Consider the following 11,529-nt stretch of genomic DNA (forward strand, 5'->3'; position numbering starts at 1 on the left):
GCTCGTCAGCCCCGGCCCGTCCAGTAAGCCTTGGCGCGCTCCCAGGCTGCGCCGCCGACCGCGCGCCCCAGCGTGCGGCCCTGCAGGTCGCCGGCCTTGAAGTGGATGCCGCCGTACCTGCGCGACATCCCAGCCTGGTCGGCCGCCTCGGTGAAGGTGTTCCAGCGCAGCGTCACGTCCTGCGCGGGCGTGACACCCGGCTCCACCTGCGAGGCCCCCTTCGCGACCGTCGCCTGTTCGCCGAAGGCGTCGCCGCCGGTGAAACGCTTGAGCACCTCGGCCGCCGCCGCGCTGAAGGTGCTGTGCCCCGAGACGTACTCGGCGAACGGCGGCGTCGGGAACGTCGATGCCTGGTAGGGCACCCACGAGGCGCCGTCGACCGTCCGCCCGCCCCACGTCGGGATCCGCTGCCCCCGGTAGAGGTGGCGGATCGCGGTGATGGGCCGCGCCGAGTCGTGGTCGCGCTTGACCTCCCACGAGGCGATGCCGGCGTCCATGACGGATCCGGCCAGCGCGAAGAACATCTTCACGTCCTGGTCCAGGGTGTGCCGGTCGCGTGCCGAGATCCGCTGCGCGAACAGGGACCAGTGGCCGGGCGGCGTCTCGCTGCTGGGGCCGTCCGCCCAGTACTCGGCGATCGCCTTCTGCTTGTCGGTCAGCGCGGCCGTCACCGACACGATCTCCGCGGACTGCGCGCCGAACCCGGGCGAGCCGTACGGGACGGGCGCGGGCACGGCGTCGGCGAGCGAGCGGGCGGAGCCGCTGAAGGAGGCCACCTGGCCCCAGTGCGGCGCGAGGAACGGCGGCGTGACGACCGCGCCCGCCCGGTTGACGAACGTCAGCGGCGCCCACCGGCCGGGGTCGTTCAGCGTGGTCAGCGGCTCGGCGACGACCACCGGGGCGTTGACGGGCGCGTATCCGGTGGTGTCGGCGTAGCCGCCGAGCTGGTTGGAGCCGTCGGCGTGCCGCTGGTCGAGCACCGCCCCGCACGCGCTCACCCCGACCTGGGCGGGCCGGCTGGACGGGTTGGCCGGGTCGTAGCCCAGCTCGGCCATCAGCGCGTCGAACCCGGCCCGCTGCGCGGGATACAGGTCGACCGCCGCCAGGTGGGCGGCGAAGCTGATCGCCTCGTTCTTGTTGGCCTCGGTGCGCTCGGAAGCGGGCCTGCGCAGCGAGCCGCCGAGCCGGGTGCCGACGGCGACCGCGTCGTAGGCGGCCCACGCGTCATAGGCGCAGGTGTGCACGATCGCCAGGGCCCTGGCCACCATGGGCGGCCCCAGCGTGCCGGTGCGGATCGCCGCCAGCAGCGCCTCGTTCCACCTGACCGCCACGGTGGGCCCCGCGGCGGCCTGCGCGGGTGCGGCGGGCAGGATGAGCGCGATCATCGTCGTCAGGGCGACCGCCGTCGCGCATAAGGATCGTCGTACGGACATGCGATGTCTCCTCGTGTCTCACGGGCCCCCGTGTGCCCAACAGGAGGAGACGATGCCATATTCGAACACATGATCGATCTAGCCGCAAGGCTACAGTCATCTCCCCGAAATTCCGGCGGACCGCGGTCTGGTTTCCGGATGTTTCGGAGCCGGCGACCGAAACTTTCGGAAACACGGTGAAATATTGTTGACGGTGTTCGAGATCGAGACTTAGAGTCCGATGGTCAACGATCGGAATGAGCTTTCGAAACTTTCAGCCGCACCGGCCGACCACGCGAAGGAAGCCATGACATCAGTGAACGCGCCGGGCCTCGCGCCCTGGCGGGACCGCGCCCGCGCGATCGACGAGCGCGTGGAGACCCTGCTGGCCGAGCTGACCCTTGAGGAGAAGGTCGCGCAGCTCGGGTCCGTCTGGGTCCAGAGTGACGAACCGGGCAAGTCCGCCCCCCTGCAGGACCAGTTCGCGGCGGTCGGCGGGCTGGAGGAACGGCTGCGCAACGGGCTCGGCCAGCTCACCCGCGTCTTCGGCACCGCGCCGGTGAGCCCGGCCGAAGGGGCCGCCCGTCTGCGCTCCCTCCAGGAGGAGGTCATCGCCGCCAACCGGCTCGGCATCCCGGCCATCGCCCACGAGGAGTGCCTGACGGGGTTCGCCACCTACGGGGCGACCGCGTACCCGACACCGCTGGCCTGGGCGGCCACCTTCGACCCCGCCCTGATCGAGCGCATGGCCTCGGCGATCGGCGCGGACCTGCGCGCGGTCGGCGTGCACCAGGGACTGGCGCCGGTGCTCGACGTGGTGCGCGACTACCGGTGGGGACGGGTGGAGGAGACGCTCGGCGAAGACCCGTACCTGGTCGGCCAACTCGGCGCCGCATACGTGCGCGGCCTGGAAGGCACCGGGATCATCGCCACGCTCAAACACTTCGCCGGCTACGGCGCCTCACGGGCGGGCCGCAACCACGCGCCCGTCAGCATCGGCCCGAGAGAACTGGCCGACGTCATCGTGCCGCCGTTCGAGACCGCGCTGCACGAGGGCGGCGCGCGCTCGGTCATGAACTCCTACACCGACCTCGACGGGGTGCCCGTCGGAGCCAGCGCCGACCTGCTGCGGCGGCTGCTCCGCCAGGAGCTGGGGTTCGGCGGGACGGTCGTGTCCGACTACTGGGCGATCCCGTTCCTGGCCTCCATGCACGGCGTGGCCGAGGACGACGCGCAGGCCGGGGCGCTGGCGATGCGGGCGGGCATCGACGTGGACCTGCCCGAGACCGGCGGCTACGGCTCACGCCTGGTCGCGCAGGTGCGCGCGGGCCGGGTCGACGAGACGCTCGTGGAGGAGTCCGTACGCCGGGTGCTGCGCCAGAAGATCGAGCTCGGCCTGCTGGACGGAGGCCCGCTCGTCCCCGACGGCGCCGACGAGACGGACCTGGACAGCCCGCGCAACCGCGAACTCGCCACCACCGTGGCGGAGCGCTCCATCGTGCTGCTCAGCAACACCGGCGTGCTGCCCGTCGAGGCGGGCACGAGCGCCGCGATCGCCGTCATCGGGCCGTGCGCCGACGACCCGCGCACGCTGCTGGGCTGCTACGCCTTCCCCAACCACGTGCTCGACCGCTACCCCGAGCACGGCATGGGCCTGCCCATCGCCTCCATCAGGGAACGCCTGGCGGCCGAGTTCCCCCACGCCGAACTCCGCTACGCGCGCGGGGCCGAGGTGTCGGGTGGCGACGCCTCGGGGATCGCCGCGGCCTCGGCGGCTTCGGACATCGCCGCGGCCTCGGCGGCTTCGGGGATCGCCGCGGCGGCCGAGATCGCAGCGGGGGCCGACCTCGCGCTCGTGTTCGTCGGCGACCGGGCCGGGCTGTTCGGCGGCGGCACGTCGGGGGAGGGCTGCGACGCGGCCGACCTGCGGCTGCCGGGGCTCCAGCCCGACCTGGTCGAGGCCGTACTGGCGACGGGGACCCCGACTGTGCTCGTCGTGGTCTCCGGACGGCCCTACGCGCTCGGCGCTTACAAGGACCGGGTGGCCGCCGCGGTCCAGGCGTTCTTCCCCGGCGTGGAGGGCGGGGCGGCGGTGGCCGGCGTGCTGAGCGGCCGGGTGAACCCGTCCGGGCGGCTGCCTGTGCAGATCCCGAACTCGCCCGCGATCAACCCCTCCACCTACCTGCAGGCGCCGCTGGGCCGGCGGGCCGACGGCATCACGGTGCTCGACCCGACGCCGGCGTTCGCCTTCGGCCACGGGCTGTCGTACGCGGCCGTCGAATACACGGAGATCACGACGGACCGGGCCGAATACCCCACGGACGGCACCGTCGAAGCCACGGTGACGGTCCGCAACACCGGAGACCGGCCCGCCGAAGAGGTCGTCCAGTTGTACGCCTCCGACCCGGTCGCCCAGGTCGCCAGGCCCGCGCTGCAACTCGTCGGGTTCGCCAGGGTGAGGCTGGAGCCGGGGCGCAGCCGCGAGGTGACGTTCGAGGTGCCCTGCGACGCGTTCTCCTACACCGGCATCGACCTGCGCCGCATCGTCGAACCCGGAGCGATCACGCTGGCCGCCGGCCCGTCGGCCGATGAACCGCCGCTGCGCGCGGTCGTCCGGCTCACCGGCGAAACGCTCACGCTGGGCTCGGTCAGGCGACTGACCACGCGCGTCAGGCACACCTGAGATACGTCGGGGTGGTCGAGGACGCTGTGCGGACGGCGCACGCCGGCCTCGATCAGGCGCCGTTCACGACGTCCAGAGTCCAACGCCGTGAACGCCCCCGTGCAAAAGCCGCGCGGCTATCGAGAGCGGGTCCCCAGATGCTGAGAGATGCGCAGGAGGTAGCCGTCCGGGTCCTGCACCGCGAACTGGCGCACGCCCACGGCGTCGACCCTGCGGTCGTACCAGCGCTCTTCCAACGGCAGCCACATCTCGTAGCCGGCAGCGAGCAGCGTGGTGTGAATAGGGTCCACGTCATCCACGTCGACAGTGAGGTTGATCCCACGCCCGTAGGGGTGGTCCAGCTCCGCGCGCGGGTAGAGACGGTCCCGGCTCAACGGCTGCTCCAGCATCAGGTCCGCCCCGTCACGCTCCAGGTAGGCGAATCGCTCCTGGGGACGCTCGTAGCGAATCTCGAAGCCCAGCAGGCGATAGAAGGCCAGACTGGCCTGGATGTCGGAGCAGATCAGTTCAGGAACAAGTCGGGACACCTGGTCACTCTGGCAGGCCCACGAACACTCCAGCAAATCTCATCATCGTGCCAAGGGGTTTCACCTCGAGGCCGAGGCGCTCCCGCCCGCACTACGGACACCCGGGCGCAGCTCGGCCAGAGGGCGCCGGTCCCATACCGTCTCAGGTCCGTCCTGGTTGACGAGGTGCAGACTACGGGTGATCACCTCACGGTTGGGCAGTCGCCCCCGCAGCCGTGGGGTCTGAGCCGCGCGACACCACACCTGCCCGAGGCCCCTCTGCCGTGGGCCGGCACCAGGCTCGACCCCGACACCCAGCTCACCGCCTTCCTCGACGACTGCCTTTAAAACTCGATTTTCCGGAATTTCGATTTTATGGTTGAATCGCGGCATGCAATCCATCCTCAGCATGCTTCTGACCACGGCGCTGGCGGCCCCTATGACCAGTGCCGTGGCCGTCGCCCCCGCCGACCTCAAGGACGCTGAGTCCGTACTCGCCTACATCCGCGCCCATCCCGACGACGTCGCACTGGTGACGCAGGGCATCAGCCACAACGCCGATCGCCTCACCCCCGTGGCGTCGGCCATCAAGATCATCCATCTCGCCGCCTACGCCGACGCCGTGCGCGAGGGAAGAGTCAAGCCAGGCGAACGCGTTCCCATGGCCCTGTGGAACTCCTACCACTTGCCCGGCACCGACGGCGGCGCCCACGAAGCGGCGCTTGAACGGCTCAAGCCCGGTGCGAGCGTCACGCTCGACCAGGTCGTCTCAGCCATGATCGAGGAGAGTGACAACGCCGCCGCCGACCTACTGCGCGACCGCCTCGGCCCCGGCGCGCTACGCAAGATCGCACAGACTCACGTGGGCACCTTCAACGGCGAGATGCTACGCGCCTTCGGCGGCTGCACGCTGCCCGCCGACGTCTGCCTGAACAACTACGTCAAGGCCGGTAAGCAGGTGCAGCTCACGCTCCCCGGCTTCGCCCGGCAGGCCGCCTGGACCACAACCGTGACCCGCATCTCTCCTGGCGTTCTGCGCGGCGTGCTCGCCGGACTCAGGAAGGACAAGACGGCGAGCCGGCACCTGGAGTGGCCGATGCGCCAGCCAGGCGCCGACCCTGGCAAACTTCTCATGGGCACCAAGGGCGGCGCCCTGCCCGGCGTCATCAGCGAGGCCACATACACCGTCCGGCCGGGTGAGAAGCCACGCGAGACCGTCCTCGCACTCAGGCGACTGCCCGAGGCAACCTGGCTGTCCGGGATCCGCAGCTATGCTCATCAGCAGTTCATTGTGCGGATGGCAACCGATTCCGCCTTCTTCGAGAAGGTCCGAGCAGCATTGAAGTGAGGCAACCCTGACCAGCGCCAGCGAGCGGCTCCAGGACCTCGAGGCGCGGGTCGCCGCCCTCGAGGCCGCGCGCACCCCCCCTGAGCCACCGGCGGTCGGCGACGACACCGGCCTGATCACCTACGGCGGGCAGGCCAGGCTCGGCGACCACTACTGGATGTGGGAGGTGACCCGCAGTCCGGGATGGTTGCTTCAGCAGCCGACCGGGCCGCTGGCCGCCGTATTGGCCGCCGCCGGGCACCCGGCGCGCTTCGAGATCCTGCGATTGCTGGTCGTCGGGCCCAAGCCGGTCGCCGACCTGCAGGCCGAGTTGGCGCTCGCCTCGCCCGGCCAGTTGTATCACCACCTCAAGACGCTGGCCTCGGCCGGACTGATCGAGCAGCCCGAGCGTGGGGTTTACCGGGTGCCGTCACACGTGATCTTCCCCATCCTGGCCCTGGCCGCCGCCGCGGTCGACGTGGTCGAGCGCTCCGGCGCTCCGGTGGAACCTCGCAATCCTCCTGGCTGAGGTTCAGGGATCGGGTGCCTGTTGTCGGCGGGACTGGTGCGGCCGTTGCCCGCCAACATAGATCACGATGATCGGAGATACCAATGAACACGGCCGTGCTGATGATCTTCATCATCGCCGTCATCATCGTCGCGGTGATCGCGATGAGGGTGTTCAAGAAGTAGCGGTGAGGGGCCGGGGCCGTATGAGATTCGGCAGCGCCTTTCCCGTGATGTTCGGTCCCCGGCCCAGTCGGCTCCTGGCCCAGGGCGTTACTGCCGGTACGGGATGACGGCGGGGACCGAATGGTGGAAACCCGCGTCCATCAGGACAGCGGGCGCGCCGCCGTGGTCTCGTGCAGATAGATCATGGCGTCGTAGGACTTCCCGAGAGAGACCATGCGCTCGGGTTCGGGCCAGAGCCTGCCGGCGTCACGCGTAGGCCGCGGCCTGTCGAGCCAGGCGCGGGCCGAGGCGGACGTGGTGCGCATGTCAAGGAAGTAGTCGGAGGAACTGACCCGGCTGAGTAGATGGTTGTTGCCTCCCTTCTGGGGAGGCCCGACCGTGACGGTTCGCCACCGGCCGTTCGCGTCCTGCGCTCTGAAAGACCCCTGGCCGAAGGCGAGACCGATGGTGAGGTAACGGGTGCCCAGCCGGTCGCGCAGGAAAGCGCCCTGCACCTTGGGGTAGAGCTTCGCGTCGTACGGCACGTACGCCACATGTGCGTTGTGCGCCGACAGCAGGATCCTCGCCCCCGTGTGCTCACGCCACCACGCGACGTTGTCGGCCATGATCTTGTCCCGGTACCGGAGGCCCTTGCTCACCTGCTCCGGGTCGGTGGTGTCGAAGGACAGCGCGGTGGCGCTCTGGACGATTGAGCGCGCGTTCTGCACGCCCCACACGTACGTGTCCCGCTCCGGCCCCGGATGCCGTCGCAGCAGGTCCAGGGCCTGGTTGGCCTGGGACACCAGGGCTTCGCGCTCGGCAGGCGGCAGGCTCAAGAAGGCGTCGGCGTCCCGCACGGCGCGCAGCTTCCGGTAGTGGACATCGATCTCGGGCAGGAGAGCGGGCTGGTACCGGCGCACGTAGTCGGTGACCATCTTGATGAGCTGCGCGCCCACTGCGGGATAGTTGGCGTCGTCGCCCATGAACTGAATCTTCCTCACGTGCTGCGTGTTGTAGTCGCGCATCCACCTGATGAGCTCCAAGTATTCCTGGACGGCCCACATGTCCAGCTTCCCGAACTCCTCCTTCATGATCACTCTCGGGTCGCCCTTCCCATGGAGGACGTAGTCGTTCAGCCGCAGCCCGGCGCTCCAGCCTGCTTCCAGCGAGAACGTCGTGAACCCCTTCTCCTCAACGAGGTAGCGGAACACCCTGTGCTTCATCGTGAAGAACTCGCGTGCTCCGTGCGTGGCCTCGCCCAGTCCCACCACCGTGGCCCCGCTCACAGCCCGGCCGAGCGGGCGAAGGTCACCCAGATCACCGGACGGCGCGGTGTGACGCAGGATATGGGCCTTGCGCCGCAACTCGGGTACGGGATCGGGACCGCTTGCCGCCGCAGCAGGCGGTATCGAGGCGGCCATCCCTACGACCACCACCAACGCGGCGGCGAGGGATGAAGAGAGCCGGCGCTGACGGGATGCGCTCCGCATACTTGCTTCTCCTGGTGGATCGGGTACTCCGTCCAGCCAGCATGCCCGCGGGGCTTGAGGGTGCGCGATACGGACAGCAGGAAGATCGGTGGTGTGGCCGGCACTACCGAGCCGGTCGATCCGGCCCACCGCCATCAGCCGAGGTCGCGACACTCGCCCCAGTACACGCGTTGATGAAGGGCTGACGGCCGATCAGCCGTCATGCCGCCAGGGCCTTGTCCGGAGGAAAGTGTGGAAACGGCGGTGAACACCGCGCGAAAGCCGTCCCGAGGGAAAGGCCATGTGACCCATGACCCCGTCCGCCGTTACGGCCGGAGAACTCTATTTCCGCCGCTTTTTGCCCAGGCTGCCCTGCGTTATCGTGAGACCGGTCTTGTGCCCATATCGCGTGCGGACGGCTCATGGCTCACCCCGGCACCACGAGATACGACTCGGCGACCCGTCAATTGGAAAAGGCGGTCGCGCGTACGTGTGCGGGAGTGCGGGGCGCCGTGGGATCACTGGCCGTCGTCGCGGCGGTGCTCGGCGTGGTCCCGCCGGTCTCCGTGGCGTGGCTGGCGCCGATGCTGGCGGTCCACCTCCTCTGGACGGCGCTGTTCCTGCGCGTGCTGTTACGCGAAGGGCCGCTGCCCCGCTGGCTGGTGGCCGGTGATGTGGCCATCACCGTCGCGCTCTGTCTCGCGCAGCGCCACCTCGTGGCGGAAGAGGCGCTCGACAGCGGGTCGAGCTTCGTCGCGGGGCTGGTCACGATGACGATCGTCGTCGCCGGGGTGGCCTGGAGTGCCAGAGTGGCGGTGCCCGTCGGGCTGGTCGTGGCGGGGGCCTACCTGGCCGGGGTGCGGATCGCCTCCCCGACCCATGACGTGGCCGGGACGCTGGGGATCCACCTCGTCCAGTTGCTCGCGATCGTCATGCTGATGACGCTGCTGCGCCGCGCGGTCGCCTCGACCGACCGTTTCCTGCGCGAGCGGGCGCGCGCCGAGATCGTGCTCATGGTGGACGGGCTGCGCCGCGAGGACGAGCTGAAGCAGATCAGCAGCATCCACGAGACGTCGCTGCACACGCTGACGATGGTCGGCATGGGCACCTACGACGCGCCGTCGCCCACGCTGCGCGCCCAGGTGGCCGACGACCTGACGGCTCTGGAGAAGCTGCGCGACACGCCGCTCGCGGACCCCTCGCCCATCGCCCTGGACACCCTGCTCGACCAGGTGGCCGGTCGGGCGAGCGGGCTCGACGTACACCGCGAGCTGACCCCGGAGACCGTGCCTGGCGACGTCGCGGAGCGTTTCGCCCGCGCCGTCAGTGAGGCCCTGGCGAACGTCGCCCTGCACGCCGGCGTGCGCGAGGCCGAGCTGATCTCCAGCAGGAGCGGCGGCGAGATCCGCGTGGAGGTCGCCGACGCGGGCCGAGGGTTCGACCAGGAACGGCTGCCGCCCGACCGGTTCGGCGTGCGCGGCTCGATCCTCGAGGCGATGCGCTCCCTGCCGGGCGGCGGCGCCGAGATCTCCTCGGGCGCCCACGGCACCAGGGTGCGGCTGTGGTGGCGGCCATGACCGAGCTTGTCGAGGTCATCAATAAGCAAGGAAACATGGGCCCGACGGAGGAGGGTTCATGACGGAAGAGATCGAGCAGGTGGCGCAGCGCTACGCCCGCTACACCGCGCTCGGCGCCGCCGTGATCACCGGGGTCTGGCACCTCGGCTACGACCTGACCGTCACCGTCACCGGCTGGCACACCTTCCGCTGGCCGATGCTGGCGGCGGCCGCCTGGGCCGTCTACTCCACGATCTTCGTCGTCGGCCTGCTGACGCTGTCGCGCACCTCGCGGGGCCCGGCCAGGATCAGGGAGCTGGCCGTGGCCGCGCTGGCCGTCGAGGTCGCGGTGATCGTGGCCTGCCGGCCGGACGGGCTGCTCGGCATCAGCGACTGGGCCTTCGGCTCGGTGGGCTGGCTCGGCGTCATGCTGGTCTGGAACCGGCCGCGCTGGCGGGCCGAGCTGATCGCGTTCCTCGTCGCGAACGCGGCCATCATGCTGACGGCGATGGCCGTGGCGGGCACCATGGACCGGGTCTCCATCAGCAAGTACCTCGTGGTCATCGCCGGCGGGGTCACCATGCAGCTCGGCTACACGGCCGGCTGCCACATGCTGCTGGCCCGCGCCGAGGACGCCGTGCTGCTGTCGCGCCGGCTGGCCGCCGACGACGTCTGGCGGGAGTCGGCCCAGCGCATCCACGCCGACCGCCTGCGCCGCTACGCCGCGATCAGGGATGTGGCCGAGGACCTGCTCCAGCAGCTCGCCGACGGGGCCGATCCCGGCGATCCCCGCGTACGCGCCGACTGCACGGCCGGGGCCATGCGACTGCGGCGGCTCATCACCGAGCGCGAGGACGTGCCCGACGCGCTGGTGTCGGCGCTGCGCGAGCGCATCGACGCGGCCGAGCGGCGTCTGGTCCTGGTGACGGCGCCGCCGTTCGGCGGCAATCTGCCTCCGCTGTCCGATGGCGTGCGGGAAGATCTGCTCAGAGCGCCCCTTCGCGTCCTGGACGGGGCCAGGTCGCGGGCCAGGGTCACCGTGTCGGCGATGTCGACCATGGTGAGCGTGGCCGTGGTGGCCGACAACGAGGATCTGCAGGTCGACGCCGATCCGGTGCGCGAGCCCAGCGGGGTCGTCGTCACCTATCAGCGGCAGGGAGGGGAGGTATGGGTCAACAGCATGTGGCAGCCGGACCGGTGACCGTCGCCTTGGTCGAGGACCACCAGGTGGTCGTGGACGGCGTCAGGTCGTGGTTCGGCCCGCCGAGCCCGGTCGAGCTGGTCGTCCAGGGCCCCACGATCGAGTCCGTCCGCGGGGTCGCGGCCGACGTGCTCCTGCTCGACCTCAACCTGAACGGCACCATGGTCGTCGACCGGGTGGCCGAGTTGTGCGCGGGCGGGCAGCGCGTCATCGTCTTCTCCGAGCATGAGGAGCCCGAGACGGTCCGTGCCGTGCTGGACGCGGGCGCCTCGGCGTTCATCGGCAAGGGCCGGGCCACGCGCGAGTCCTGCCTGGAGACCATCCTGGAGGTGGCGGCCGACCGCCCGAGCGTCACGCCCCCGATGGCCCAGGCCATCGCCACCGACGAGGGTCCGCACCGGCCGCAGCTCTCCGACAAGGAGCGGGCGGCGCTGCTGTACTGGTTCCAGTCGATGTCGAAGGCGTCGGTGGCGGCCAGGATGGGCATCAAGGAGCGCACCGTGCGCCAGTACATCGATCGGGCGAGGGTGAAGTACGCGGCGGCTGGACGTCCCGCGCCGACCAAGGAGAAACTCCTCATCTGCGCCATCCAGGACGGACTCGTCCAACCGGACGAGGTAACCGTCTACACGTCCCTGGCGGCGCGCACCGACGAACCTTAGCGGAGGGCTTGAGCCGGTCGTTCCGGGCCCCCTGACACTCC

The 11,529-nt window shown here is 70.3% G+C and carries 10 protein-coding genes; 7 read left to right on the forward strand and 3 right to left on the reverse strand.

The genetic code is table 11. The features are described 5' to 3' along the window. Positions 1 to 5 precede the first annotated feature (5 nt). On the reverse strand, positions 6 to 1,433 hold the full coding sequence (locus tag ACFOY2_RS02485; RefSeq protein ID WP_379526234.1) for a vanadium-dependent haloperoxidase: 1,428 nt from the start codon (positions 1,431 to 1,433) through the stop codon (positions 6 to 8). A 286-nt stretch (positions 1,434 to 1,719) separates the two neighbouring features. Between ACFOY2_RS02485 and ACFOY2_RS02490 the strand changes: the two genes are divergently transcribed. Next, positions 1,720 to 4,095 (forward strand): glycoside hydrolase family 3 N-terminal domain-containing protein, encoded by a 2,376-nt coding sequence (locus tag ACFOY2_RS02490; RefSeq protein ID WP_379526235.1) that lies wholly within the window; start codon positions 1,720 to 1,722, stop codon positions 4,093 to 4,095. A 116-nt stretch (positions 4,096 to 4,211) separates the two neighbouring features. Here the strand turns inward: ACFOY2_RS02490 and ACFOY2_RS02495 are convergent, their stop codons facing one another. Further along, positions 4,212 to 4,622, reverse strand: coding sequence for a bleomycin resistance protein (locus tag ACFOY2_RS02495; protein ID WP_379526236.1), 411 nt, complete (start codon positions 4,620 to 4,622; stop codon positions 4,212 to 4,214). Positions 4,623 to 4,787: 165 nt separating this feature from the next. Here ACFOY2_RS02495 and tgmA point away from each other — a divergent pair, with 165 nt between their 5' ends. The 3 genes from tgmA to ACFOY2_RS02510 all read left to right on the forward strand — a co-directional run bounded on the left by tgmA (position 4,788) and on the right by ACFOY2_RS02510 (position 6,457). After that, a complete protein-coding gene (tgmA, locus tag ACFOY2_RS02500) occupies positions 4,788 to 4,949 on the forward strand; it encodes a putative ATP-grasp-modified RiPP (RefSeq protein WP_379526237.1) in 162 nt (53 codons plus the stop codon). 43 nt (positions 4,950 to 4,992) lie between these two features. After that, positions 4,993 to 5,949, forward strand: coding sequence for a serine hydrolase (locus ACFOY2_RS02505; RefSeq protein ID WP_379526238.1), 957 nt, complete (start codon positions 4,993 to 4,995; stop codon positions 5,947 to 5,949). 166 nt (positions 5,950 to 6,115) lie between these two features. After that, on the forward strand, positions 6,116 to 6,457 hold the full coding sequence (locus ACFOY2_RS02510; protein ID WP_379526239.1) for an ArsR/SmtB family transcription factor: 342 nt from the start codon (positions 6,116 to 6,118) through the stop codon (positions 6,455 to 6,457). A gap of 304 nt (positions 6,458 to 6,761) precedes the next feature. On the opposite strand, the gene ACFOY2_RS02515 is transcribed toward ACFOY2_RS02510, so the two are convergent. Then, positions 6,762 to 8,090 carry an erythromycin esterase family protein gene (locus tag ACFOY2_RS02515; protein WP_379526240.1) on the reverse strand — a complete coding sequence of 443 codons (1,329 nt, stop codon included), beginning with the start codon at positions 8,088 to 8,090 and terminating at the stop codon, positions 6,762 to 6,764. Between the two features lie 491 nt (positions 8,091 to 8,581). Here ACFOY2_RS02515 and ACFOY2_RS02520 point away from each other — a divergent pair, with 491 nt between their 5' ends. Genes ACFOY2_RS02520 through ACFOY2_RS02530 form a run of 3 tightly spaced genes read left to right on the forward strand, consistent with a single transcriptional unit; the run spans position 8,582 to position 11,488 of the window. Beyond that, the gene (locus tag ACFOY2_RS02520) at positions 8,582 to 9,646 is read left to right on the forward strand and encodes a sensor histidine kinase (RefSeq protein ID WP_379526241.1); all 1,065 of its coding nucleotides are present in this window, start codon (positions 8,582 to 8,584) and stop codon (positions 9,644 to 9,646) included. 58 nt (positions 9,647 to 9,704) lie between these two features. Next, a complete protein-coding gene (locus ACFOY2_RS02525; RefSeq protein WP_379526242.1) occupies positions 9,705 to 10,826 on the forward strand; it encodes a hypothetical protein in 1,122 nt (373 codons plus the stop codon). Next, complete coding sequence (locus tag ACFOY2_RS02530) at positions 10,793 to 11,488, forward strand: sigma factor-like helix-turn-helix DNA-binding protein (RefSeq protein WP_379526243.1); 696 nt, start codon at positions 10,793 to 10,795, stop codon at positions 11,486 to 11,488. The genes ACFOY2_RS02525 and ACFOY2_RS02530 overlap by 34 nt, the downstream gene beginning before the upstream one ends. Positions 11,489 to 11,529: the final 41 nt, after the last annotated feature.

Origin of the sequence: Nonomuraea purpurea, assembly GCF_042650645.1 — a bacterium.
In the GTDB taxonomy this organism is placed as follows: domain Bacteria; phylum Actinomycetota; class Actinomycetes; order Streptosporangiales; family Streptosporangiaceae; genus Nonomuraea; species Nonomuraea purpurea.